This is a genomic window from Pseudomonas syringae CC1557, assembly GCF_000452705.1.
Lineage (GTDB): Bacteria > Pseudomonadota > Gammaproteobacteria > Pseudomonadales > Pseudomonadaceae > Aquipseudomonas > Aquipseudomonas syringae_F.
On record NZ_CP007014.1, the window covers coordinates 5,028,008 to 5,053,170 of the forward strand.

The 25,163-nt window shown below is 60.8% G+C and carries 19 protein-coding genes; 14 read left to right on the forward strand and 5 right to left on the reverse strand.

Going from position 1 to position 25,163, the window contains the following annotated elements; genetic code table 11:
• Positions 1-44 precede the first annotated feature (44 nt).
• Both N018_RS22195 and N018_RS22200 read left to right on the forward strand, forming a co-directional pair.
• Complete coding sequence (locus tag N018_RS22195) at positions 45-515, forward strand: prepilin peptidase (protein WP_025390763.1); 471 nt, start codon at positions 45-47, stop codon at positions 513-515.
• Positions 516-673: 158 nt separating this feature from the next.
• The gene (locus N018_RS22200) at positions 674-1,456 is read left to right on the forward strand and encodes a response regulator transcription factor (protein ID WP_025390764.1); all 783 of its coding nucleotides are present in this window, start codon (positions 674-676) and stop codon (positions 1,454-1,456) included.
• Between the two features lie 7 nt (positions 1,457-1,463).
• On the opposite strand, the gene N018_RS22205 is transcribed toward N018_RS22200, so the two are convergent.
• Positions 1,464-3,119 (reverse strand): response regulator, encoded by a 1,656-nt coding sequence (locus N018_RS22205; RefSeq protein WP_025390765.1) that lies wholly within the window; start codon positions 3,117-3,119, stop codon positions 1,464-1,466.
• A 279-nt stretch (positions 3,120-3,398) separates the two neighbouring features.
• Here N018_RS22205 and N018_RS22210 point away from each other — a divergent pair, with 279 nt between their 5' ends.
• The 6 genes from N018_RS22210 (at position 3,399) to N018_RS22235 (ending at position 9,971) form a co-directional block, all read left to right on the forward strand.
• Positions 3,399-4,478: a DUF2333 family protein gene (locus N018_RS22210; protein ID WP_024647043.1), complete on the forward strand. Its 1,080-nt coding sequence runs from the start codon at positions 3,399-3,401 to the stop codon at positions 4,476-4,478.
• A gap of 1 nt (position 4,479) precedes the next feature.
• Positions 4,480-5,025 (forward strand): NUDIX hydrolase, encoded by a 546-nt coding sequence (locus tag N018_RS22215; protein WP_025390766.1) that lies wholly within the window; start codon positions 4,480-4,482, stop codon positions 5,023-5,025.
• A gap of 206 nt (positions 5,026-5,231) precedes the next feature.
• Positions 5,232-5,603 carry a translation initiation factor Sui1 gene (locus tag N018_RS22220; RefSeq protein WP_024647045.1) on the forward strand — a complete coding sequence of 124 codons (372 nt, stop codon included), beginning with the start codon at positions 5,232-5,234 and terminating at the stop codon, positions 5,601-5,603.
• An 88-nt stretch (positions 5,604-5,691) separates the two neighbouring features.
• Positions 5,692-7,605 (forward strand): arginine decarboxylase, encoded by a 1,914-nt coding sequence (gene speA / locus N018_RS22225; RefSeq protein ID WP_024647046.1) that lies wholly within the window; start codon positions 5,692-5,694, stop codon positions 7,603-7,605.
• A gap of 290 nt (positions 7,606-7,895) precedes the next feature.
• Positions 7,896-8,999, forward strand: coding sequence for a contractile injection system protein, VgrG/Pvc8 family (locus N018_RS22230; RefSeq protein ID WP_025390767.1), 1,104 nt, complete (start codon positions 7,896-7,898; stop codon positions 8,997-8,999).
• A gap of 78 nt (positions 9,000-9,077) precedes the next feature.
• Positions 9,078-9,971 carry an alpha/beta hydrolase gene (locus N018_RS22235; RefSeq protein ID WP_025390768.1) on the forward strand — a complete coding sequence of 298 codons (894 nt, stop codon included), beginning with the start codon at positions 9,078-9,080 and terminating at the stop codon, positions 9,969-9,971.
• On the opposite strand, the gene N018_RS22240 is transcribed toward N018_RS22235, so the two are convergent.
• Complete coding sequence (locus N018_RS22240) at positions 9,965-11,305, reverse strand: MATE family efflux transporter (RefSeq protein WP_025390769.1); 1,341 nt, start codon at positions 11,303-11,305, stop codon at positions 9,965-9,967. The genes N018_RS22235 and N018_RS22240 overlap by 7 nt on opposite strands.
• Before the next feature lie 180 nt (positions 11,306-11,485).
• On the opposite strand from N018_RS22240, the gene N018_RS22245 reads away from it, so the two are divergent.
• Positions 11,486-16,435, forward strand: a complete 4,950-nt coding sequence (locus N018_RS22245; protein WP_025390770.1) for an alpha-2-macroglobulin family protein — start codon at positions 11,486-11,488, stop codon at positions 16,433-16,435.
• A gap of 157 nt (positions 16,436-16,592) precedes the next feature.
• Here N018_RS22245 and N018_RS22250 read toward each other — a convergent pair whose 3' ends face one another.
• On the reverse strand, positions 16,593-16,886 hold the full coding sequence (locus tag N018_RS22250; RefSeq protein WP_024644152.1) for a hypothetical protein: 294 nt from the start codon (positions 16,884-16,886) through the stop codon (positions 16,593-16,595).
• A 94-nt stretch (positions 16,887-16,980) separates the two neighbouring features.
• Between N018_RS22250 and pbpC the strand changes: the two genes are divergently transcribed.
• The gene (gene pbpC / locus N018_RS22255) at positions 16,981-19,329 is read left to right on the forward strand and encodes a peptidoglycan glycosyltransferase PbpC (RefSeq protein WP_025390771.1); all 2,349 of its coding nucleotides are present in this window, start codon (positions 16,981-16,983) and stop codon (positions 19,327-19,329) included.
• 152 nt (positions 19,330-19,481) lie between these two features.
• Here pbpC and N018_RS22260 read toward each other — a convergent pair whose 3' ends face one another.
• A complete protein-coding gene (locus tag N018_RS22260; RefSeq protein WP_025390772.1) occupies positions 19,482-19,889 on the reverse strand; it encodes a response regulator in 408 nt (135 codons plus the stop codon).
• Positions 19,890-19,977: 88 nt separating this feature from the next.
• Positions 19,978-20,166, reverse strand: a complete 189-nt coding sequence (locus N018_RS22265) for a Flp family type IVb pilin (protein WP_025390773.1) — start codon at positions 20,164-20,166, stop codon at positions 19,978-19,980.
• A gap of 321 nt (positions 20,167-20,487) precedes the next feature.
• On the opposite strand from N018_RS22265, the gene cpaB reads away from it, so the two are divergent.
• From cpaB to N018_RS22285, 4 genes are read left to right on the forward strand one after another with little or no spacing between them, the layout of a single operon-like run.
• Positions 20,488-21,447 carry a Flp pilus assembly protein CpaB gene (gene cpaB / locus N018_RS22270; RefSeq protein ID WP_025390774.1) on the forward strand — a complete coding sequence of 320 codons (960 nt, stop codon included), beginning with the start codon at positions 20,488-20,490 and terminating at the stop codon, positions 21,445-21,447.
• Between the two features lie 20 nt (positions 21,448-21,467).
• A complete protein-coding gene (locus tag N018_RS22275) occupies positions 21,468-22,718 on the forward strand; it encodes a type II and III secretion system protein family protein (RefSeq protein WP_025390775.1) in 1,251 nt (416 codons plus the stop codon).
• Positions 22,715-23,905, forward strand: coding sequence for an AAA family ATPase (locus N018_RS22280; RefSeq protein ID WP_024644147.1), 1,191 nt, complete (start codon positions 22,715-22,717; stop codon positions 23,903-23,905). Before N018_RS22275 ends, N018_RS22280 begins: the two co-directional genes overlap by 4 nt.
• Positions 23,905-25,161 (forward strand): CpaF family protein, encoded by a 1,257-nt coding sequence (locus N018_RS22285; protein WP_025390776.1) that lies wholly within the window; start codon positions 23,905-23,907, stop codon positions 25,159-25,161. Before N018_RS22280 ends, N018_RS22285 begins: the two co-directional genes overlap by 1 nt.
• Positions 25,162-25,163: the final 2 nt, after the last annotated feature.

The window sequence follows — 25,163 nt, forward strand, 5'->3', positions numbered from 1 at the left end:
GCATAGATTCTTTCCGGTAAAGTAAACAAGGTGTGTTTTGATTGATGAAATTATGTTGCCTACTCTTGTGGTGCGCAGTCTGTGCCGAGCAGGACGCGCGAAAGAAAGAAATCTCCAACCTGCTGACAATTGGCGCAATTGCCCTGGCAGCGGGCTATCTGATTGTTACCGGCCGAACCTGGCTGGACGCCGCTCCCACAGAGGCCGCTCTGGCGCTGTTGATTGCGCTGGGTTTGACGCTGCCTGGCTATGCGCTTGGCAGGCTGGGCGCTGGAGACGTCAAGCTGTTGGCGGCCCTGGCACTTGCATCGGACAGCACGTATCTGCTGGGTACTTTTATTGGCGCGGGCGTCGCCCTCTTGGTGTGGCTGGTCATCGGGCGTGCAACCTGGAGCCTTATTCACCAAGGGCTTACGCAACGCTATCCGTACATGAACCCGAAAGCGTCAGATAAATTGCCCTTCTCACCGTTTTTGTTTATCGGACTGTTGATGGCCGCCACCTTGCTCCACTAGTCGACTGCCCGGTTAATGCTATGTACATAGTCAGAAAGTACAGCTACGTTTAAACAGTCCTTCCGAAACGCCTCACGCTCAAACACAGCTCAATCATGTTTTGCTGAATGGATTAAGTCCTCGATCTATTATTGAGGCATAACAGCATGGAGTAGCATGTGAACATATCCCGAATTACAAAAGTTCTAGTAGTTGATGATCAGCCTCTTGTCGTTGAAGAACTCTGCGAGTTTCTGGAGAGCAACGACTTTCAATGTGTGCGCTGCCACTCAAGTCTGGAAGCCATCGAACAGTTCAGCCATGACAGCAGCATTGGCATTGTCCTGTGCGACCTGGAAATGCCCGGCCTGAACGGCATCGAGATGGTCGAAGCCATGAAGCAGATCGGCGGCAAGATGCACCTCTTCGAGGCCATCATGCTGACCGGCCGTGCCGAGAAAAAGGACGTGATCAAAGCCTTGCGCGCAGGCATTGCCGATTATTACCAGAAACCGGTCAATCTGGAGGAACTGTTGGAGGGTGTGCGGCTCCAGTTGGAAGCGCTGAACGAGCGGCAGAAGAACCGGCAGCAGTTGGGCCTTCTGAACGAAAAGCTTCAACACCTGGCGGCGTCCATCGACGACCTCTACCAGAATCTGGACAACAGCCGAACGGCACCGCCCACCGAGCGCCGGACGCGCAATGCTGCGCCAGACAATGCGCCGATGCCCATGGCGCTGGCCAAGCTCTCGCCTCGCCAGGTGGATGTGGCCCGCCTGGTGAGTACCGGGCTGACCAACTACCAGATCGCCTGCGAATTGGGGATTACCGAAAACACCGTAAAACTCTACGTGTCGCAGGTGCTGCGTCTGACTCACATGCACAATCGCACGCAACTGGCACTGGCGTTTTCACCCGGCAAACCCGCAGAACGGCAACGCGCCATTGAAAATCAGGAGTGAAGCAGGTTTACGCTACCGGCGAAGCCTTCACCACATGGTAAGGCGCATCCGACAGCGAGGAATGCACCTGATTGCGACCGGCATGCTTGGCGCGATACAACGCGATGTCAGCCTGGGATGCCAGGCTCAGGCTGTCGTCATGGGCGCCGAGACAGACCACACCGGCACTGAACGTACAGAACAGGTCGACAGGCTGCGCGGGATAATGAATTTCTGCGAAACGGTGACGAATTTCGTCGAGCACTTTATGCGCACTGTGGATATCGGTGTCCGGCATGACCACCGCGAATTCCTCGCCACCGTAACGGCCAATGAAATCGGTCTTGCGCAAACGCTGCTTGAGGAACAGTGCCAGGCTTTTGATCACCCGGTCGCCCATCGGATGCCCGTGGCTGTCATTGACCCGTTTGAAGTGATCGATATCGAGCATGGCAAAGCACAGTGGCTTGTCTTCACGTCGCGCACGAAAGCTGCAATCTTCCAGCAACTGCAGGATGTGCGTGTGATTGTAGAGCCCGGTCAGGCTGTCGCGGACCATACGCGCCTTCAGGCTGCGCGCCCTGGCGGCGCGATTGCGAACCGTGGTGATCAGGTGGCGCGACTTGATCGGTTTGGTCAGGAAGTCGTCGCCGCCTTCGCTCATGGCGTCGAGCTGCTTGTCCTGATCGTCTTCGGCCGACAGGTAAATGATCGGCACGCTGACATAACGATCATTGTGCCGAATGACCTTGGCCAGTTCCGTCCCGGTACAGCCCGGCATGTACATGTCGAGGATGATCAGATCAGGCTGAAACTCGGCCAGCTCGGCCATCGCCTGAATCGGGTCGATCAAGACCCGCGTCACGATACCGGCAGCATTCAGCACGCGTTCGGTGTGCAGCGCCTGGGCACGGGAGTCATCGATAATCAGCACCTTGTAAGGCTCGTATTGCGCTACACAGGTCAGGACTTCGATCTTCTCCAGCAGGCTCGACGCTTCCAGCGCACCGGTCAAAAATTCTTCACCGCCCGCCCGTACCGCAGCCAGCCGGGTAGGTGTATCGGTTTCGTGGTGGCTGAAAAACAGCAAGGGCAGCTTCTGTTCAAGCCCTTCCTGAGCAATCGATGCCAGCTTCAAGCCCTGGCCCGGACCGCCAAAATCGACATCCATGACAATCGCCGCCGGATGTCGCTGCGCCATCGCTGCCTGGAAGTCAGACACACGGTGCAACGACAGCGCAGCCAGACCGAAAAACTCCAATTGCTTGGCCAGCCGCTCGGCGCGTTCGTCATCCTGAAGCACCACATACACCGGCTTGCGTAGCGGCGGCAGTGCGGTCTGTTCAAGCCTGTCGCCGTGTCTGAGCCCGGTACGCGACAAGCGCTGCATCAGACGATTGAGCTCGGTAATGGCGCCGCTATTGAGGCGACCACGGTTGGCTTCGACGGCTTTCAGCGCCTGACTGATATCGTGCGCCAGGGTGACATGCTCAACCTGTTCGAAACGCTCGGCAAAACGCAACAGGCGCAGGTTCGACTCATTGAGTTCGGCCATGTCAGCGAGCGACCATTCGGCTTTTTGCAAGCGTTGCCATGTCTCAAGAATCTGACGAGCCTGATGAATGACCCGTTGGGCAAAATGATGCTTCAAGCGATCGCGACTGGGATCTTCGGGCTCTGTCATATTCAGACTACTATGGTTTTTCTGAGCGGTATGGCTGATGGCGCTATGCTAGCACCTCCGATACGACGGCAGCGCGCCGTAAGTCACTTATTTGACAACATTTGAATGGCGCTTAGCCATCACTCAAAATCAATCGACTCATAGATAGAAGCTATGAGCTTCAAGCGGCAAACTACAGCGGTTCGCGTCAGGCTTGCGGCTTACTGCTTGAAACTGCCCCGCAAGGTTGCGGTCGAACCACTCATGAAGCATTCAACTCAAGATTGAAAGGACCCTACCATGCTGGATTGGAAGAACCGCGCAGGCAGCTCGGGTGAGCGCAAAGCTGATACCTCATCGGCCAAACGCCGAGGTTACCTGGGTAATTTGTTCTATAGCCGCGCGCTGGGCGCCTTGATCTTGATTTATCTGTTGGTCGCCTTGCTGGTCGGCTGGTACTGGAGCAAAGAACCTGCGTTGTTTCCGGTGCAACAGAACGCGCAAGCTGCCGCCGAGCGTGAAGGCAAGCAGATGGTCATCGGCTACACCACCGTCGAAACCCTGAAGACCGTGGCGGGCACCCTGCTGAACAAGCCGGGGGGCTACCTGCTGAACGACAAACTGCCACCAGGTGTTTGGCTGGACAACATTCCAAGCTGGGAATATGGCGTGCTGGTGCAGGTTCGAGACCTGAGCCGTGCGTTGCGCAAAGACTTCGCCCGCTCGCAGTCACAGTCCGCTGAAGATGGTGATCTGGCACGTGCCGAGCCGCTGTTCAACGTGAAAGACGACACCTGGCTGTTCCCTTCCAGCGAGTCCCAGTACGCCGAAGGCATCAAGGCCCTGAGCCGCTATCAGGCGCGGTTGTCTGATCCGAACCAGAAAGGCGCGCTGTTTTATGCGCGTGCCGACAACCTGAACAACTGGCTGGGCGACGTCGGCACCCGTCTGGGTTCGCTGTCGCAACGTCTGTCAGCCAGCGTGGGCCGGGTCAAACTGAACAGCACGCTGAAAACCGAGAGCAACCTTTCAGTCAAACCGGGCGAAGTGCCGCAGGTCGATGAGGAAATCGTCGAAACGCCGTGGCTGCATATCGACAACGTGTTCTACGAAGCACGCGGTCAGGCCTGGGCACTGTCGCACTTGCTGCGCGCCATCGAAGTGGACTTCGCCGACGTACTGGCCAAGAAGAACGCGACGGTCAGCGTGCGCCAGATCATTCGTGAGCTGGAAGCCTCGCAAGAGCCCATGTGGAGCCCGATCATCCTTAACGGCAGCCCGTTCGGTGTGTTCGCCAACCACTCGCTGGTCATGGCTAACTACATTTCCAGGGCCAACGCTGCGGTGATCGACCTTCGCCAGCTGCTGAACCAGGGCTGATATGTCCATCCCCTCGAACGAGGCCGCACACCGCGCCGCCTCGGACGCCGAGCAGATCGCCTGGGTCGACGAGCAGGATCAATTGCTCGGCTCCATGGTTCGCGCAGAGCTGCGCGAACAAGGCCTGATCGGGCGTGGCACCTACATTCTGCTGTTCAATAGCGCAGGCGAGCTGTGCGTGCATCGGCGCACGCTGAGCAAGGCCATTTATCCCGGTTACTGGGATGTGGCGGCAGGCGGCATGGTGCAGGCGGATGAGAGCTACGCCGAGTCCGCCGCTCGCGAGCTGGAAGAAGAGCTGGGGGTGAGCGGCGTACCGTTGCAGGCCCATGAGCAGTTTTTCTTCGATCAGACGGGCAATCGCCTGTGGTGCGCGGTGTTTTCGGCGGTGTGGGACGGTCCGCTGACGCTTCAACCTGAGGAAGTGCTGGAGGCGCGTTTCATGCCTGTCGACGAGGTGCTACGTGAGGCTGAACAGAACCCTTACTGCCCGGACTCGCTGGCTGCGCTGAAACGCTATCTGGAGCAGGCTGCAAATTTTCGGTAAAACACGGGGCAGGTAAAGCAAGTGTTCAGTAAATTGGCGCCTCCAGCCCCTTAGCAATCGGCCTGTTTGCCGTTACACTGCGCGACCTTTTTCAAACTGTATCGGCCCTGCCGTTGCAGCAGCGCTGCCCCTGCCAGAGTGGGGCTTCGCGGTCGATGGCTGGTATGAGCCCGACCCGTCTTCAGTCCTCAACAAGAGGATTTTGCGTGGCTAAAAAAGCCGCTTCTCTTGCCGCCCTCGGTGGCTTGGTGTTTTCAACCGACGCAGGGCGTCATTGCCCCGACTGTCGCCAACCTGTCGCCGACTGCACCTGCAAGCAGACTGCCATTCCGGAAGGCGACGGCGTAGCGCGCGTGCGCCGCGAAAGCAAAGGTCGGGGCGGCAAGACCGTCACCACCATCAGCGGCGTGCCACTGGCCGAAGAGCCTTTGAAGGAGCTGGCCAAAGCCCTCAAGCAACGCTGCGGCACAGGCGGATCGCTCAAGGACGGCGTGATCGAGATTCAGGGCGACCACGTCGAATTGCTGCTGGCAGAGCTGGTCAAAAAAGGCTTCAAGGCCAAAAAGTCCGGCGGCTGAGGCCACCAATCAAATCGTCACTTCCACTCATTACACTGCGCACAGCCCGTTTCAGGCTGGCGTAACGACTTCTTTATAGGGGACTTCGATGTCCGTACGACGCACACGCAAAGACGATGGCAGCCAATGGACAGTTGCGGACAGCCGCAGCGTTTACGGGATTCGCCATTGGGGCGCGGGTTATTTTGCAATCAACGAAGCAGGTCGCGTTGAAGTTCGGCCCAATGGCCCGGACAGCTCGCCGATCGACCTCTACGAGCAGGTCGACAATCTGCGCAAGAGCGGTCTGTCGCTGCCGTTGCTGGTGCGCTTCCCCGACATCCTGCAAGACCGCGTGCGTCAGTTGACCGGTGCATTCGACAGCAACATCGCGCGTCTGGAGTATCAGAGCCAGTACACCGCGCTGTACCCGATCAAAGTCAACCAGCAGGAAGCGGTGGTGGAAAACATCATCGCCACGCAGAACGTGTCCATCGGTCTGGAAGCAGGCTCCAAGCCTGAGCTGATGGCCGTGCTGGCATTGGCGCCCAAAGGCGGCACCATCGTCTGCAACGGCTACAAGGACCGCGAATTCATCCGCTTGGCGCTGATGGGCCAAAAGCTGGGCCACAACGTATTCATCGTCATCGAGAAAGAATCCGAAGTCGAACTGGTCATCGAAGAAGCCGCCGAGCTGAAAGTGGCTCCCCAGGTCGGCCTGCGCGTGCGTCTGTCGTCTCTGGCCTCGAGCAAATGGGCTGACACCGGTGGCGAGAAGTCCAAGTTTGGCTTGTCCGCCGCGCAATTGCTGTCGGTGGTCGAGCGTTTCCGCAAGGCCGGGCTGGATCAGGGCATCCGCCTGCTGCACTTCCACATGGGCTCGCAGATCGCCAACCTGGCCGACTACCAACACGGGTTCAAGGAAGCGATCCGCTATTACGGCGAACTGCGCAAACTCGGCCTGCCGGTGGATTACATCGACGTCGGTGGCGGTCTCGGCGTCGATTACGACGGCACGCACTCGCGCAACGCCAGTTCGATCAACTACGACATGGACGATTACGCCGGTGTCGTGGTCGGCATGCTCAAGGAGTTCTGCGACGCGCAGAGCCTGCCACATCCGCACATTTTCTCGGAAAGCGGCCGCTCGCTGACCGCTCACCACGCCATGCTGGTGGTTCAGGTGACCGACGTCGAGAAGCACAACGACGAAGTCCCGGAAATCGCCGACAAGGAAAGCCTGCCGGAAACCGTGCAATGGCTGGTCGACCTGCTGGGCCCGACCGACATCGAGATGGTCACCGAAACCTACTGGCGCGCCACGCACTACATGAGTGACATCGCCACCCAGTACGCCGACGGCAAGATCAGCCTGGCGGAGAAGGCACTGGGCGAACAATGCTATTTCGCCGTCTGCCGCCGCCTGTACAACTCGCTGAAGGCACGGCAACGCTCGCACCGCCAGGTGCTCGACGAGCTCAACGACAAGCTGGCCGACAAGTACATCTGCAACTTCTCGGTGTTCCAGAGCCTGCCGGACACCTGGGCCATCGGCCAGGTGCTGCCGATTCTGCCGCTGCACCGTCTGGACGAAGAACCGGTGCGCCGCGCCGTGCTGCAAGACCTGACCTGCGACTCCGACGGCAAGATCAAGCAATATGTCGACGAGCAAAGCATCGAGACCAGCATGCCGGTGCACTCGCTGAACGAAGGCGAAGACTATCTGCTGGGGATCTTCCTGGTGGGCGCCTATCAGGAAATCCTGGGTGACATGCACAACCTGTTCGGTGATACCGACTCGGTGAACATCTACCAGAACCCGGACGGCAGCGTGTACCACGCGGGTATCGAGACCCACGACACCATCGAAGACATGCTGCGCTACGTGCACTTGTCGCCGGAAGAACTGATGACCCATTACCGGGACAAGGTCGCCAGCGCCAAGATCACTCCCCGCGAGCGCACCTACTTCCTCGACGCCCTGCGTCTGGGCCTGACGCGCTCCTCGTACTTGTCTTCCTGACGGTAATCCTGACTCTCGTGCCGATGCTCCGCGTTGGCATGCAGTTCTGGAAGCTCTGCGTCCGAAATGCGCTCCACGCTGGAGCGCGTGAAGCGAGAATTTAGTAACTATTATCCCAATGCGCTGGCAGTAGGCGTCAGTCCAGGCTTGTGCATAACGACATCAACCCAACCAATGTAGTCCCCCGCCTCTTCCCTCTGTAGGAAACGTCCTTTTCTGCCTCTCCGCGCACTGCGCTACCCGCCTTCTCCGCCAGAATCCGTGACCGCATTCCCGGTAGAGACATCTTTATGCCCGACCCAGCCAACGCGCCGTTGTTTCGTCTGGAAATCGCCCGCCTGTATCGCCGCTTCGACGTCATATCGTTCAGTGTAAAGGAGGCCATCAGCCAGCCGTTTGTGTTCGACATCGAAATTCTCGGTGACGGCTTCGATATGGACCTGGTCAGCCTGATGTACAAACCGGCCTACCTGAGTTCAGACGCCGAACAGGGTTTTCACGGGCAGATCCACAGCGCGACACGCAGCCATTACCAACCCGGCCCGGCGTATTACACGCTGACCATGGGGCCGCGGTTGAGCTGCCTGGGCCTGCGTTACACCTCACGCATCTTCCAGCACATGACTGCAACGCGCATCATCGCCCAGGTGCTGGACGAACACGGCCTGAAAAACGGCTATCGCTTTGACCTGAATACCGAGTGCCGCGAGCGCGAATGCTGCGTGCAGTATCACGAGTCCGACCTGCAACTGGTGCATCGTCTGTGTGCAGAAGAAAATATCCATTATCACTTCGTCCATTCGAGACGCCACCATCAGTTGGTCTTCGGGAATGACGGCTCGGCACCGCCTGCACGACCGCCAAGGCCGCCGATTGCACAACTGCAACGGGCCTGGCTGATGGGTCCTTACGGCGAGCACGTCAGACGCGATGCGTCAGAACGGGTGCAGGTACGGTTCGAATGGGACATACATGCCCGTGCCAACTGCTGGCTGAACATTGCGCCGGGGCTGGACTTCGCATGCCTGGGCGGCATGCCGGTGCTGGTGAGCTTTGCCGAAGATGATTCACAGCCGCCGCTGATCACCGGCGGCCTGCAGGCATCGAGCGGGGAACACCTGGCCAGCCTTGAACCACCCCACCACGGCGACGCGCCCTCACCGAGCGACAACGTGCACATGCGCCTCGACTGGCAGACGATTTCGGGCGAGCAAAGGCGTCTGCAATTGCAGGACGGCACCCACGTAGAGATCGGCAAAGGCAGCGAACTGACCGTGAAAACCGGGCAAAGCACGCTGCGCTTTGACCACGACGCCGTTGAACTGAGCGGCCCGCGTATCAGCTTTACCGGCAAGGCAAATGACCAGCCGGGTGATCCGAATGCTTCCGGCTGACGTAGCGGTAAATTGGGGCAACCGGGGCGTATCGCGGTGGTCTCAGGTATATCCGAACTATTTGTCAGAGCCCCCACCATGATCCGAGTGATTTTCCTGACACTGCTGAGCACAGCGTTACTGGCAGCCTTGGCTGGCTGTTCACCATTGACGCTGCTCAATACCCTGAACCCCAACGGCCCTGTCGATCAGGTATCCGGGTTGAGCTATGGGTCGGACCCGCGCAACAGGCTGGACATCTACACGCCGAAATCGAAACCGGCCAATGCGCCGGTGGTGGTGTTTTTCTATGGCGGAAGCTGGAACACCGGCTCCAGGACTGATTATGCATTCGTCGGCCAGGCGCTGGCGGCACGCGGTATCGTGACCGTCATTGCCGACTACCGGCTTTATCCACAGGTGCGCTACCCGAGTTTTCTCGAAGACTCGGCACAGGCGCTGGCCTGGACTTATAAACACATCAAAACCTACGGCGGCGACCCCGGACGCCTGTACGTGATGGGCCACAGTGCAGGGGCCTACAACGCGGCGATGCTGGCGCTTGACCCGCGCTGGCTGGCCGTAGAAGGATTATCGCCCTCCATCCTCAGTGGCTGGATCGGGCTGGCCGGGCCTTACGACTTCCTGCCCATCGAGAACCCGGAGGTGAAACCGGTGTTCTTCTTCCCCGACTCACCGCCCGATTCGCAGCCGATCAATCACGTCAGTTCAAACGCACCGCCTGCGTTGTTGATGGCGTCGAATAACGACACGCTGGTCAACCCCAAACGCAACACCGGCGGCTTGGCGCAGAAGCTGCGAGCGGCGGACGTGCCGGTTCGCGACCTGTACTTCTCGCGCACCAACCACGGCACCCTGGTGGGCGCATTTGCCAAACTGTTGAGTCGCCTGGCACCGGTTACGGACGAGGTGGAGATGTTCGTCAACAACACGCCGCAAAAGCAGCCGCCAGCGAAATCAACGGCTCAGTGATTGAACCAGCCATCGCTGCGCGTCAGACGCCAGGCAATCGTGCCCAGACTCAGACCGCGCAGCAGGGTAAACGCGAGAAAGGTCAGCCATAGGGCATGATTGCCGTGGCTGGAGGCCAGCCAGGCAAGCGGCGCAATGCCTGCCGCGCTGATCAGCATCGCGTTGCGCATCTCGCGGGCCCGCGTGGCGCCGATGAACAGCCCGTCGAGCAAATAGCTCCAGACGGCCAGCAACGGCATCAGTGCCAGGTACGGCAAGTAGATGATCGCTGTCTCACGCACTGCCGGGATATCGGTCTGCAGGCTGACAAACCAATGCCCGCCCGCCAGAAACAACAATGCAAAGCCTACGCTGGCAATCAGTGACCAACCGCCTGCCACCACCAGTGAGCGGCGCAACGTGTTGCGGTCGCGAGCGCCGATGGCGTGACCGCACAACGCTTCGACCGCATGCGCCAGGCCGTCCAGTGCGTGGGCGGTCAACAGCAGGCCGTTGAGCAGCAATGCGTTGGCCGCAACCGTTGCGTCACCGAGACGAGCGCCTTGCACGGTAATCAGAAACATGACCGATTGCAGCGCCAGCGTGCGCAGAAAGATATCGCGATTGACCGCCAGCAACGGTCGCCAGTTGCTCCACAGCTTCAGCGCCGACCAGACAATCTGACCGGGCCAGGCGCGCAGGGTCTTGCGCGCCAGCAGCAGACCGAGCACGACGCCGGTCCACTCCGCCAGTACCGAAGCGCGGGCCGAGCCAACCACACCCCAGTCCAGCCCCATGACGAACCATAGGTTGAGCACAATGTTGACCACATTGGTGACCAACAGAATCGCCAGCGGCGCACGGGCGTTCTGCGTGCCGAGAAACCAGCCGACCAGCGCATAAGTGGCCAGTGCTGCGGGCAGGCCGAACAGCCGGGTATGGAAGAAATCCAGAGTCATCTGTTGCAGATCGGCAGACGGCTGCATCATCGCCAGCGCCAGATGGCTGAACGGCAAGGCGATCACACCCAACAATAAGGCCAGGCCAACAGCCAGCAACAGCCCCTGCAACAAAATCCGTCGCAACTCGGCACTGTCGCTACGCCCCGCCGCCTGCGCGGCAAAACCGGTGGTGCCCATGCGCAGAAAGCCCATGGCCCAGGCCAGAAAGGTAAACAGCGTCGACCCCACCGCCACAGCGCCTAACTGATGCGCATGCGGCAAATGGCCGATCACCGCACTGTCGACCAGCGCCACCAGCGGCACGGAAATGTTCGACAGAATCATCGGCGCCGCCAGCGCCCAGACGCGACGATGGGTTGAGCGATGACGCCAATCGTTGAACAACGTGGACATGAGAACTCCCGACAAGGCGAGCATTGTAGCCAGAGTGCAAGGGCTATGTAGCTTAACTATCGTGCAGCTGCTCTGCGCGCCAAAGGTGTCAGGGCGGACACTGCTCTATCCGAGAGTAATACTTGTCACCTCGAGTGTTATATAGTCGCCTCCTCTCTACCGTTGCCGATGAGTGCCCACATGTTAAACAAAGGATTGTTTCTGGCGTGCGCGCTTGCGCTGCTGAGTGCCTGCGATTCCTCGACGCCAGACAAACCCGCGTCGAGCGCGGCCCCCGCCACTCAGGCAGCGGTTACCGATACCAGGCCCAAACCCGCAGTCGACCTCGCCGCGCTGGGCAAGCGCTATGCCGGGCGCGAGCTGACGGTCATCGATGTCTCGGAAATCCAGGTCGAGGGCGCCAGTACGCTGTCGGTGAGTTTCTCGGTCCCGCTGGACCCTGAGCAGAAGTTCGCTGAGAAACTGCATCTGGTAGACAGCAAGAACGGCAAGGTCGACGGCGCCTGGGAGCTGTCCGACAACCTCATGGAGCTGCGTTTGCGCCATCTGGAGCCGCAGCGCAAGCTGGTACTGACCGTCGACGCCGGCCTGCTGGCGGTCAACAAGGCTACACTCGCCGCCGAATACATCAGCCGTCTGGAAACCCGCGACCTGCAAGCCACTGTCGGCTTCGCCAGCCGCGGCAGCCTGTTGCCGACACGTCTGGCCGAAGGCCTGCCGATCATCGCCCTGAATGTCGACAAAGTGGATGTCGAGTTCTTCCGGGTCAAACCCGATTCGATGCCCAACTTCCTTGCCCAATGGGACGGCGCGTCGAGCCTGTCCAGCTACAGCTCCGAAGAGCTGCTGCCCATGGCGGATCTGGTCTACGGCGGCCGTTTCGACCTCAAGCCCGCGCGCAATACGCGTGAAACCGTGCTGCTGCCGATTGCCGGTATCAAGGCGCTGCAGCAACCGGGCGTTTACCTGGCCGTGATGCGCGCATCCGGCACTTACAGCTACTCGCAACCGGCCACCCTGTTCACCCTCAGCGATATAGGCCTGTCGGTCCACCGTTACAGCAATCGCCTGGACGTATTCACTCAGGCGCTGGAAGGCGGCAAGGCCCTCGGCGACGTGAGCGTCGATGTCTATGACGACAACGGCAAAGTGGTCGCCCAAGGCAAGACCGACAGCGATGGCCATGCGCAATTGCCGCTGCCGGCCAAGGCTGCGGTAGTCCTGGCGCACAAGGATGAACAAACCAGCATGCTGCGCCTGAACAGCTCGGCGCTGGACCTGGCCGAATTCGACATATCCGGCCCGCAGGCGCACCCGCTGCAATTCTTCATTTTCGGCCCGCGTGACCTGTATCGCCCCGGCGAAACCGTGCTGCTCAATGGCCTGCTGCGGGACAGCGACGGCAAGAACGTCAAGCCGCAACCGATCACCGTCGAAGTGCGCCGTCCTGACGATCAGGTCAGCCGCAAATTTGTCTGGGAAGCCGACAGCAACGGCTTCTACCAATACCCCTTGCAACTTGCCGAAGAAGCCCCGACCGGGCGCTGGCAACTGGTGTTCGACCTGGGCGACGGCAAACCGCAACTTTACGAGTTCAAGGTCGAAGACTTTCTGCCCGAGCGTCTGGCCCTCGAACTCAAGGGCAGCGACACGCCTGTGGCACCGGCTGACGACCCGCAGTTCGATATCACCGGCCGCTACCTGTACGGCGCGCCTGCGTCGGGCAACAGCCTGACCGGTCAGGTTTACGTGCGTCCGCTGCGCGAAGCGGTGCCCAAATTACCGGGCTACCAGTTTGGCTCGATCACCGAGCAAGACCTCAAGCACGATCTGGAGCTTGAGCCCGTCACTCTCGATGCCGAAGGCCATTCAACGCTCTCGGTGAAGACCGAATGGGCAGAGGCCAAATCGCCGTTGCAACTGATTCTGCAAGCCAGCCTGCAAGAGTCCGGTGGTCGTCCGATCACTCGCCGTCTGGTGCAGCCCATCTGGCCTGCCGAGCAACTGCCCGGCGTGCGGGCGCTGTTTGGCAGCAGCACGGGCGGCGAAGACTACGACGACGAAGCCGGCAAGGGCGAAGCGCAAACCAATGGCGATGGCCCGGCCGAATTCGAAATCGTCATGGCCGATGCCGCAGGCAACAAACTGGCCGCCGATAACATCAAAGTCCGTTTGATCCGTGAGCGCCGCGACTACTACTGGAACTACTCGGCCGATGATGGCTGGAGCTACCACTTCAACGAGAAATTCCTCAACCTGAACGAGGAAACCCTCACGATCACCAAGGACTCCACGGCCAAAATCAGCTTCCCGGTCGAATGGGGCCCCTACCGCGTCGAAGTGGAAGATCCGTCCACCGGCATGATCAGCAGCCTGCGGTTCTGGGCCGGTTATCGCTGGCAGGACAATACCGACGGCGGCGCGGTCAGGCCCGATCAGGTCAAACTGGCGCTGGACAAGCCTGCTTACAACGATGGCGACACGGCCAAGGTCACAGTCACGCCACCCGCCGCCGGCAAGGGCTACCTGTTGGTCGAGTCCAGCGAAGGCCCACTGTGGTGGAAGGAAATCGACGTGCCGGCCGAAGGCAAGTCGTATGAAATTCCGCTCGACAAGCAATGGGCGCGTCACGATCTGTATGTCACCGCGCTGGTAATTCGTCCCGGCGAGCGCAAGGCCAATGTCACGCCGAAGCGCGCCGTGGGCGTGCTGCACCTGCCGCTGGACCGCGCACAACGCAAACTGGCGCTGACCGTGACCGCGCCGGAGAAGATGCGCCCCAAACAGCCGCTTACCCTAAAAGTTGCCGCGAAGAATGCTGACGGCAGCGTGCCCAAACACGTCCACGTACTGGTTTCGGCGGTGGACGTCGGCATCCTCAATATCACTGGTTACGCCACGCCCGACCCGTTTGCCAGCCTGTTCGGTCGCAAGCAATACGGTGCTGACCAACTGGATATCTACGGCCAGTTGATCGAAGCCGGCCAGGGCCGTCTGGCGAGCATGGCGTTCGGTGGCGATGCGCTGGCCAAGGGTGGCAAGCGTCCGGACACCAGCGTCACCATCGTCGCGCTGCAAAGTGCCCCGGTCACGCTGAATGACGCGGGCGAAGGTGAAGTCAGCGTCGACATTCCAGACTTCAACGGCGAACTGCGCATCATGGCGCAGGCCTGGACCGACGAGCGCTACGGTATGGCCGAGGCGAAAACCGTCGTGGCCGCGCCGATCATCGCCGAGCTGTCGACACCGCGTTTTCTCGCCGGTGGTGACCAGACCAGCATTGCGCTGGACGTGTCGAACCTGTCGGGCAAGGCACAGAAGCTGGAGGTAAAAATCAGCGCTGAAGGCCAGTTAAGCATTCCCGGCGGCGATCAGAGCAAGCCGTTGCAGCTCAAGCAAGGCCAGCGCGTGACCCTGAAAGTGCCGGTGCTGGCGCAGGGCGGTCTGGGCCAGGGCAAGATCAAGGTGCAGGTGGAAGGGCTGGACCTGCCGGGCGAAAACCTGCCTGCCTTCACTCGCGAGTGGACGGTTGGCGTGCGCCCTGCCTACCCGGCGATGCTCAAGCATTACCGCGCCACCCTCAACGATCAGACCTGGAGCCTGCCGGAAGGCGCGCTGGAAGCGTTCGAGCCTGCCGGTCGTGAAGCACTACTGTCGCTGTCGAGCCGTCCGCCGCTGAACCTCGGCGAACAAATTCGTGCACTGAAGGCCTACCCTTACGGTTGCCTGGAGCAGACCGCCAGCGGCCTGTATCCATCGCTGTATGCCGACGCTGCAACCCTCAAGCGCCTGGGCCTGACTGGCGAGCCGGATGCCGAACGCAAGCGCAAGGTCGAAATCGGTATCGAGCGCTTGCTGGGTATGCAGCGCTACAACGGCAGCTTTGGCCTGTGGGGCTCGGACGGCGACGAGGAATACTGGCTGACCGCCTACGTCACCGACTTCCTGCTGCGCGCCCGCGATCAGGGCTTCGCTGTGCCGCCGGATGCGCTGAAGAAAGCCAACGAGCGCCTGCTGCGATATTTGCAGGATGCGGGTCAGATTCAGGTCAATTACAGCCAGAACGCCGAACATACCCGCTTTGCCGTGCAGGCTTACGCCGGGCTGGTGCTGTCACGCAGTCAACAGGCACCGCTGGCAGCCTTGCGCAGCCTGTTCGACCGCCGCAGCGATGCGCGCTCGGGCCTGCCGCTGGTACAACTGGCCGTGGCGCTGGAGAAAATGGGCGACAAGCCGCGTGCCGATCTGGCCTTGACCGCAGGTCTGGCGGTCGGTCGCAAGAACGAATGGCTGGCCGACTACGGCAGCTCGCTGCGTGACCACGCGCTGATTCTGGCATTGCTGGAAGAAAACGACCTCGCCAAGGACAAGCGTGATGAGCGCCTGTTTGCCTTGGCGGATGAAGTGGCTGCCAGTCGCTACCTGTCTACTCAGGAAAGCAACTCGCTGTTCCTGGCGGGTCGCAACCTGTTGAGTAAGCCGGAGAAGGACTGGACCGCAAGCATCGCCAGCGGCACCGAAACCCGTGAGTTGAGCAACCAGCAACCGGGGCTCAAGCTCGACGGCGCGTTGCTGGGGTCACCGCTTTCGGTTCGCAATCAGGGCAGTGAGCCGCTGTATCAGCAACTGACCGTTTCCGGCTATCCAACCCAGGCACCTGCGGCCGGTGGCGAAAACCTGAGCATCCGTCGTGAATACCTGAGCCTGAGCGGCGCGCCCTTGAACGTCGGCGCGCTGAAAACCGGGCAACTGGTGCTGGTGCATCTGGAGATCGGTGCCAAGCAGCGTGTGCCGGATGCCTTGGTGGTGGACTTGCTGCCCGCAGGCCTGGAGCTGGAAAACCAGAACCTCGCACAAAGCTCGGCCAGCCTGGCGGATGCCAGCGAAGAGGTGAAAACCATTCGTGAGTCGATGGAGAACGCCGGGATCAAGCATCAGGAATATCGCGGTGACCGTTATGTGGCCGCGCTGGACATCGACGGCAGCAGCAGCGTGCACCTGCTCTATCTGGCACGCGCAGTCACACCGGGCACTTATCGCGTACCGCCACCACAGGTGGAATCAATGTACCGCCCGAACTGGCAGGCCCTGGGCGAAGCGCCAGCGCAGATGGTGGTGAAGGGCAAGTGAGCACTCATTGATTGGAACGGTGGGGGCAAGCTTGCTCGCGAAAGGGCCGGTACATCCGCTGAAGATGTATCGTCCGGAATGAAGCCTTCGCGACCGAGGTGAATCCCGGTCGCTCCGATACCCCCCCGATCCGGAACAAGGCGGGCCTTTTAACGCATCAATGAATGATCCAGCTCAGCAACCACAGGCCCAGCGCCAGCCAGATGATCCCGAGGATGATAGAAGCACGCATGAACGCCCGGACGGCCGAGTACAGCAGCATCAGGCCGATGATCAGGGCGACGATGCTGATCAGAGAGGTATCCATGCCGAGCGTACGCGACAGGCCGTCGACAAAATTTCCTCCAGCGTGGGTAAACCCGTTGAACAACCACGCAAAGCCGTCGATGAAGAAACGAATCACCGCGCCGATGGCCTGCCCGAGCCATTCAAAAAAGCCTTCTACCTGCATATGTACGTCCTGATTGAGGTCGTGAAGAAAATGATCTGTCCGCTTTGGCCGTCGCCAGGGATTCAGGTTCCGTGGATCATAAAGGCTCTTTGCGTTGAAACCTGAATTTCTTATGCGCCTCGTGCAAAAAATCAAATGGCTGGCAGGCAGTATGTTGTTCCTGATCGCCCTGCTCTGGCTGGCTGATCGCGTGTGGCCGTTGCCTCTGCCCAAGGACGATCTGGCGCGTGTCGTGCTGGCCGAGGACGGCACGCCATTATGGCGTTTCGCCGATGCCAATGGCGTGTGGCGCTACCCGGTCACTCACGCACAGGTATCGCCGTATTACCTTGAGGCGCTGCTGACCTATGAAGACCGCTGGTTCTACAGCCATCCCGGCGTAAACCCTCTGGCGCTGGTGCGCGCCAGTTGGCAAAACCTCAGCGGGACGCGGGTGGTGTCCGGCGGCAGCACGTTGTCGATGCAGGTTGCGCGGCTGCTCGACCCGCATTCACGCACCCTCCCCGGCAAATTTCGCCAACTGTGGCGCACCTTGCAGCTTGAGTGGCATTTGTCGAAAGAGCAGATTCTCGACCTGTACCTCAATCGCGCGCCGTTCGGCGGCACGCTGCAAGGGGTGGCCGCTGCCAGTTGGGCGTATCTGGGCAAATCGCCGCAAAACCTGACCCGTGCCGAAGCCGCGTTGTTGGCGGTGTTGCCGCAGGCGCCGAGCCGTCTGCGCCCTGATCGTCATCCGCAGCGCGCGCAACTGGCCCGCGACAAGGTGCTCAAGCGTCTGGCCGAGTTCAAGGTATGGCCGCAGGGCGCCGTCGACGAGGCGCAGGAAGAACCCTTGTGGCTGGCGCCGCGACAAGAGCCGAGCCTTGCGCCACTGCTGGCCCGACGCCTGAATCGGCCGAACAGCCCACCGCTGATCCGCACCACGCTGGATGCCACGCTGCAACGGCGCATGGAAGACTTGCTGATGGGCTGGCGGGCGCGGCTGCCGGAGCGTACCTCGGCGGCGATTCTGGTGGTCGAGGCGGAGAACATGGCGGTACGCGCCTACGTGGGCTCGGTGGACATCAACGATGCCAGGCGTTTCGGCCATGTGGACATGGTCACCGCGCTGCGTTCGCCGGGCTCCACGCTCAAACCTTTTCTGTACGGTATGGCGATGGACGCCGGGCTGATTCACTCCGAATCGCTGATGCAGGACGTGCCGCGTCGTTATGGCGACTACCGGCCGGGCAATTTCTCGACCGGTTTCGGGGGGCCGGTGGCGGCCAGTTCGGCGCTGTCGATGTCACTTAATCTGCCTGCGGTGCAGTTGCTGGAAGTCTACGGCACGAAACGCTTCGCCGCCGAACTGCGCAATGGCGGTGTGCCGCTGACCTTGCCGCCGCTGGCCGAACCGAACCTGGCGTTGATTCTGGGAGGTGCAGGCAGTCGGCTGGAAGATCTGGTGACCGGGTACAGCGCCTTTGCCCGAGGTGGCAGAAGCGCGGATGTGCGGCTGCAACCGCAGGACCGGCTGCGCGAACGGCGGATGATGTCGCCGGGGGCAGCGTGGATTATCCGCCGCATTCTCAGTGGTCAGTCGCGTCCGGATGTTGATCCGCGGGCAGAGCTGGTGCAGCGTCCGCAACTGGCCTGGAAGACCGGCACCAGTTATGGCTTCCGTGATGCGTGGGCGATTGGTGTAGGGCCGCGCTTTCTGGTGGGCGTGTGGATCGGCAGGCCGGACGGTACGCCGGTGCCGGGGCAATTCGGACTGGCTTCCGCCGCGCCGCTGATGCTTCAGGTTCACGATGTACTGGTCAATCGCGACAGCCAGCGCGGGATTGCGGCGCCGGTGCAACCTGTACCGTTGAATGTCGGTGTGGCAGCGATCTGCTGGCCGCTGGGTCAGCCGATGAGCAAGAGCGACCCGAATTGCCGCCGTCAACGCTTCGCATGGACCCTGGACGGCACCACGCCACCCACCCTGCACGCGGCCGATCAACCCCTCGGGCTGGGTTTGCAGGAGCGAATCTGGGTCAATGCCAAGGGTTTGCGGGTCGGCGCCAGTTGCCCGGATGCCCAGCCGCAGGATATCGCCCTGTGGCCGGCGCCGCTGGAACCCTGGCTGCCCAAGGCGGAACGCCGTGACACGAGGCTGCCTCCCGCCGACCCTGAATGCCCGCCACAGAACCTGAACCTCGCACCGCCACTGAGCATCGTCGGCGTGCGCGAAGGCGACAACCTGCGCCTGCCCGTTACCAGCCGCCAGGCCCTGCGCCTGAAACTCTCGGCATTGGGCGGCAGCGGACGACGCTGGTGGTTCATCGACGGCACGCCGCTGGCAGACACCGACACCCGGCAAGACTTCACCCCTACCCTGAACAAACCGGGGCGCTACCAATTGAGCGTCCTGGACGAAAGCGGCCAGACGGCGAGGGTTGAATTCAGTGTGGTCGAGTGAGATGGGTGAAGCGGAGCATCAAGACCGACGCTCATAGTTATACACAAGTCCAACTGACTCTTGTGCCAATGCTCCGCGTTGGCATGCAGTTCTGGACGCTTCGCCTCCGATCCTGAGAGGCAGCGCATGGCTGAGCGCTTCGAAAGCCGCCGTCACTGAACCTGAAAGATCTTCGGCTCGGGGAACAGGTTATTGAGGGTTTCCAGCAAGCGGACGTGGTAGATCGGTTTACGGAACAGGTCGAGTACGTGCAGACGCAGCAGGTCGCTGACGTCGTCCATATCGGCGTGGCCTGAGGTCACGATGACAGGCAGGTGCTGGCGGGAGGTGTGATCGCGAAGGTGGCGGATCAACTGGATGCCGCTTTCCTCCGGCATCCGCAGATCAGTGATCACCAGCGCGATATCCGGATGGCGAGTCAGCTGGTGCAAGGCCATCTTGACGGAAGACGCGGTGAAGCAACAGAAACCCTCGCCTTCGAGCAATTCCGCCAGCTCCTCGTTTGCGTCCTCTTCGTCGTCAACCAGAAGCAGTTGCTGGCGGGGAGGATGGACAGCCATGTTGACACCTTCAGACTTGTTTATGGTAAGCAGGATATCTAGATTCTTCCGGCGACAAAAGGGACTTCACAGATATCCGGTGCTCCCATCACAACGCATTACTTATCGTTGTGAACATCGTTGTAATCTTGCCACTTATTGCCGGCACGAAAGCAATCAACGCCACAGCGACCATTGCAGCGATCAGTGCGTACTCGATACCTGAAGCGGCCTCACGATCCTTCAGAAAACCAGTGACCCGAGTATAGGCACCTACATAAATCTTGGTAAGGAACATCTCATTTCTCCTTGCGCCTCCGAGGCGCGAACATGCATCACACATGCGAAACCATCTGCACCCCCAGCATTGTCCCCAATCCCCAAACCTACAATCGCAAAAAAGCATTAACCGGAAAGTTATAGCCTCGCCACAACGCCCGAAACAGGCACTTCGAGCGCCGCGCCAACACACAAAACCCCTTTAATACCAAAGCACTATGGCGTTTTTTAAACAATGAGCTACCGTCACATAAAAGCCCGTACGCCGTTCACCGTTGCCTTATTACGAAGTTGACGCACCGGTTCGAAAGTGTCCTGCGATGACAAAGGGAAAGTTGCCATGAGCAGTCGTATCACCATGGTGCTCGCTGTACTGTTTTTGCTGGGTGCGTTGATCGCTGGATACTTGGGAATTGTCGTCGGCAGGCCGCCTGATGCGCCTGTCGCTGCCCCACCGACGGCCCCCCCGGTAATCGCCGAACAAGCCACTCAGACCGCCCCGACACCGTCCGTCGAGGAATCATTGCGCCACAATGTTGTGGTCGTCGCCCGGGATATCCCTGCCTACACGCCGATCACAGCGGACGATCTGGAAATCGAGCGCCTCAAGGTCGCGCCGCCCGGAAGCTTTGACGCCGTCGATAAACTCGTAGGCCGCAGCAGCTGGCGAACGCTGACTGCCGGAACCTGGCTTAGCGAGAGCAACTTCGAGGCAGGCGGCACGCTGGCGAGGATGATTCGTCCGCATGAGCGGGCGCTGGCCTTACAGGTGGACGAAGTGATCGGCGCGTCCGGGCAGCTCAGCCCGGGCGATTACGTGGACGTGCTGCTTTACCTGCCGGAAGACACCACCAATCCCAATCGATCCAGCCAAGTGGTGGTGCCAGCGTTGCGCGTGCTCAGCATCGGCGACTTGCTCGGCCCGGATCGCAATGGCAAGCCGGTGCAGTACGTCACGGCTGACGAACGCCTCAAGCAAGAACAGCACCGGGTCAATGCGCGGACGGTGTCGGTTGCCGTACCTGAAGCGCTGCTGGGGCGCCTGATGCTGGCCTCGCAAACCGGCGTATTGCGCCTGGCCGTGCGCAGTGCAGATGAAGGCAATCTGCAGAATTACTGGGCGGGCGAAGCCGGCAGTCGCGACATCGCCGAGCGGCTGGATTCAGCCAATCGCCAACTGGTCAGCTTCAGGCAACTGAGCCTGAGTACGGCCAGTGCGTCAACACCAGGTACAACATCCCGCACACCGCGCCCCGTCGAGGTGATACGCGGTAACCAGATCACGCAACAAACTCCCTGATAGAGCAAGGATTGCATTTGATGAGCTGCTGTTTCGTGCCGGTTAAAAAAAGCAGGCTGCTGGTCGTTCTGGTGACCGCCCTGTCTGTGGATTCAGTCTGGGCCGCGTCAGGCGGTTGCAACAGTCTGGCTGCGATGCCTGCGGCGGTGGAAATCGATCAGGGTATTCAACAGAACATCAGCTCGCCGGTCGCTATCACCCGCATTGCCGTGGGCGACCCGAAAATTGCCGATGTACACGTCAGCGGCAACGATGGCTTTCTATTGACCGGCGTCGCTCAGGGCACGACCAGCCTGATGGTCTGGACTGCCTGCTCGACCGCTCCGCGCCAGAGCATGGTGTTCGTTCGTGGCCGAGCCACGGCGTCGATGGTCGAGGCAGCCTCCGCGCCGTCCGGCGATACGCAGTTGCCCAGTCAGGTGCAGACCGACATCCGCTTCGTCGAAGTCAGCCGCAGCAAACTCAAGGAAGCCAGCACTTCGATCTTCGGCAAAGGCTCGAACAATTTTCTGTTCGGCGCGCCCGGCACGGTGCCCGGCGTCAACGTCACGCCCGGCACAGTCAGCGCAACCCGGCCGAGCATTCCGTTGAACAACAGCAACTTCAATATCGTCTGGGGTGGCGGCAGCAGCAAGGTGCTGGGCATGCTCAACGCCATGGAAAACAGCGGCTACGCCTACACACTGGCACGCCCCAGCCTGGTTGCGCTGAACGGCCAGAGCGCCAGCTTTCTGGCCGGTGGCGAGTTCCCGGTTCCGGTGCCCAATGGTGAAGGCAACGGCATTTCCATCGAGTACAAGGAGTTCGGCGTGCGCCTGACCCTGACACCGACAGTGGTGGGACGCGACCGGATCCTGCTCAAGGTTGCGCCGGAAGTCAGTGAGCTGGATTTCTCCGCCGGTATCACTATCGCCGGAACGACCGTGCCGGCGCTCAATATCCGGCGTACCGACACCAGCATCGCGCTGGCCGACGGCGAAAGCTTCGTGGTCAGCGGGCTGATCAGCTCCAGCAACGTCGGCTCAGTGGGCAAGTTTCCCGGGCTGGGCGACATCCCGATCCTCGGTGCTTTTTTCCGCAGTTCGCAGATCCAACGCGACGAGCGCGAGCTGCTGATGATCGTCACCCCGCATCTGGTGCAGCCACTGGCCGCCAACGCACAACTGCCTTCGCTGCCGGGAGAAAGTCTGCGCACATACGACCCGAGCTTCCCGCGCCTGTATTTCCTGGAAAACGGCGATTTTGACCGTCGCAGCGGGTTATCCAAATGAGCCAGAGCCTGAGCCAGACGTTTCTGGCCATCACCCGTAACAACACCGATCTGGAGTGGCTGCAAAGTGCCCTGGGCTCGCTCGGCCAGGTGGTCAGTGCCGGAACCGGCAGCCTCGACGATCTGCTGGCGCTGGTCGACGTGACCTTTGCCAGCGTGGTGTTCGTCGGCCTCGACCGCGAGCATCTGATGACCCAGAGCGCACTGATCGAGAGCGCGCTGGAAGCCAAGCCAATGCTGGCTATCGTTGCGCTGGGCGATGGCATGGACAACCAGTTGGTGCTCAACGCCATGCGCGCCGGGGCCAGGGATTTCGTGGCTTACGGCTCGCGCTCCAGCGAAGTCGCCGGGCTGGTCAGACGCCTGAGCAAGCGTCTGCCCGCCGTGACGCCGAACCCGAACATGAGCGGTCTGTCAGTGCTGTACGGCGCGCAGAGCGATGACGACGGAGCGCTGATCGCGACCCATCTGGCGATGGTGGTGCACAAGACCGGGCAGCGCACGCTGCTGCTGGACATGGGCCTGCCACGCGGCGACAGCCTGTCGATGCTGGGTCTGGAATCCTCGTTCAGCTTCGGTGATGCCCTGCGTCACTTGCGCAGGCTGGATGCGACGCTGATCGACAGTGCGTTCACCACCAGCGAAAGCGGCTTGCGTATTCTGGCCTACACCGACGCCGACGATCATCTTGAGCAGTCCAGCGCCGCCGAGCTGTACATGCTGCTGAGCGCGTTGCGTCAGCACTTTCAGCACGTGATCGTCAACCTCGTGGGCCAGCCGGACAGTGAGGCACTGCGCTCGCTGGTCAGCCATTGCGATCAGTTGCTGTGGTACACCGATCAGAGCGTACTGGGCTGCCGTCGTAATCTGACCGTGCTCGCCCACTGGCGCGAAAAAGGCATGAAAATGCAGCACACCAGACTGCTGGTCGATCGCTACCAGCGCTCGGTCGCGCCCAACTCGGAAACCCTGGGCAAAACCTTCGGCCTGCCGGTGCTTGCTGTGCTGCCGCTCGCGCCGGAGCTGCGCCTCAACGCCAAGAATCAGGGCATCACACTCTTTGAACTGGCGTCGCGTGACGCCTTGTGCACCGGGCTGCGTCGCCTTGGTGAACACCTCGCACGTCACTCCGACACTCACGACAAACCCGATCAGGGCTGGTTCGCACGACTGTGGGGGAATAAATGATGGCGGAAAAACTGTTTGGCGTGTCTTCACGCTCGCCAGGTCAGGCCAATGACGGTCAAGGCCTGAAACTGGTCTTGCACCGCTACATCATCGACGGCATCGAAGAAAGCGGCAAAAACCTGCTTGAAGGGTCGCGACCGGCGCTGGCGCAATTTGTCATCGACAAGGTTGCCGAGTACGTCGCTCGCCTGCGGCTGGCCATCTCGCGTTACGAAATGGAGCGGCTGGCTGAAGAGCTGGTCGATGAATTGACCGGTTTCGGCCCCCTGGAAGTGCTGCTGCGCGACAGCTCGGTCACGGAAATTCTGGTCAACGGGCCGAACAAAGTGTTTGTCGAACGTGACGGTGTGCTGCATCACACCGACCTGCGCTTCATGGATTCGCATCATGTCGAGCGCGTGATGCAGCGCATTCTCGCCCCTATGGGTCGGCGGCTGGACGAGTCCTCGCCGATGGTCGACGCACGCCTGCCCGATGGCAGCCGGGTCAATGCCATCATCCCGCCCATCGCGCTGGACGGCCCTTGCCTGTCGATACGGAAATTTCGCAAGGACATGCTCAAAAGCGCCGATCTGGTGGCCATGCAGACCATCGACCAGCCGATCTTCGAGTTTTTCCAGGAAGCAGTCGGCAAGCGCTGCAACATTCTGGTCAGCGGCGGTACCGGTACGGGCAAGACCACCATGCTCAACGTCCTGAGCCAGTTGATCGATAGCAATCAACGCCTGGTGACCATCGAAGACGTGGCCGAACTGCAACTCACCCATCCACACGTGGTACGCCTGGAAACCCGCCCGCCGAATGCCGAAGGTCATGGCGAGGTAAGGGCCAGCGACCTGATTCGCAACTCACTGCGGATGCGCCCGGACCGCATCATCCTCGGCGAGATTCGTGGTGTCGAAGTACTGGACGTGTTGACGGCGATGAACACCGGCCACGATGGCTCGATGAGCACTGTCCACGCCAACAATGCGCAGGATGCGCTGTTGCGTCTGGAAACCCTGGTCGGCCTGACCGGACGCCTGATCCCTGAGAAAACCCTGCGGCAGATGGTCTGTGCGGCGCTGGACGTGATCATCCAGCTGGCCCGCCTGCCGGATGGTCGACGCTGCGTCAGCGAGGTGGTGGAAGTGGTCGGCGTGCGCGATGACATCTATGTCACGAACACGCTGTTTCGCCTGGATCGGCGCACCGGGGTCGGTTTCATGCGTGAGGCTGCGCATGCTGCCGGTGAAAAGCTGCGGCCGGGCTACTGAGC

Excerpts from the sequence above, each read along its gene's own strand:
- N018_RS22280 (WP_024644147.1), top strand. The coding sequence starts at position 22,715 with ATGAGCCAGAGCCTGAGCCAGACGTTTCTGGCCATCACCCGTAACAAC.
- N018_RS22195 (WP_025390763.1), top strand. The coding sequence starts at position 45 with ATGAAATTATGTTGCCTACTCTTGTGGTGCGCAGTCTGTGCCGAGCAG.
- N018_RS22265 (WP_025390773.1), bottom strand. The coding sequence starts at position 20,166 with ATGTTCCTTACCAAGATTTATGTAGGTGCCTATACTCGGGTCACTGGT.
- speA (WP_024647046.1), top strand. The coding sequence starts at position 5,692 with ATGTCCGTACGACGCACACGCAAAGACGATGGCAGCCAATGGACAGTT.
- N018_RS22275 (WP_025390775.1), top strand. The coding sequence starts at position 21,468 with ATGAGCTGCTGTTTCGTGCCGGTTAAAAAAAGCAGGCTGCTGGTCGTT.
- N018_RS22235 (WP_025390768.1), top strand. The coding sequence starts at position 9,078 with ATGATCCGAGTGATTTTCCTGACACTGCTGAGCACAGCGTTACTGGCA.
- N018_RS22240 (WP_025390769.1), bottom strand. The coding sequence starts at position 11,305 with ATGTCCACGTTGTTCAACGATTGGCGTCATCGCTCAACCCATCGTCGC.
- N018_RS22210 (WP_024647043.1), top strand. The coding sequence starts at position 3,399 with ATGCTGGATTGGAAGAACCGCGCAGGCAGCTCGGGTGAGCGCAAAGCT.
- N018_RS22260 (WP_025390772.1), bottom strand. The coding sequence starts at position 19,889 with ATGGCTGTCCATCCTCCCCGCCAGCAACTGCTTCTGGTTGACGACGAA.
- N018_RS22215 (WP_025390766.1), top strand. The coding sequence starts at position 4,480 with ATGTCCATCCCCTCGAACGAGGCCGCACACCGCGCCGCCTCGGACGCC.
- N018_RS22230 (WP_025390767.1), top strand. The coding sequence starts at position 7,896 with ATGCCCGACCCAGCCAACGCGCCGTTGTTTCGTCTGGAAATCGCCCGC.
- N018_RS22205 (WP_025390765.1), bottom strand. The coding sequence starts at position 3,119 with ATGACAGAGCCCGAAGATCCCAGTCGCGATCGCTTGAAGCATCATTTT.
- N018_RS22250 (WP_024644152.1), bottom strand. The coding sequence starts at position 16,886 with ATGCAGGTAGAAGGCTTTTTTGAATGGCTCGGGCAGGCCATCGGCGCG.
- N018_RS22245 (WP_025390770.1), top strand. The coding sequence starts at position 11,486 with ATGTTAAACAAAGGATTGTTTCTGGCGTGCGCGCTTGCGCTGCTGAGT.
- cpaB (WP_025390774.1), top strand. The coding sequence starts at position 20,488 with ATGAGCAGTCGTATCACCATGGTGCTCGCTGTACTGTTTTTGCTGGGT.
- N018_RS22285 (WP_025390776.1), top strand. The coding sequence starts at position 23,905 with ATGGCGGAAAAACTGTTTGGCGTGTCTTCACGCTCGCCAGGTCAGGCC.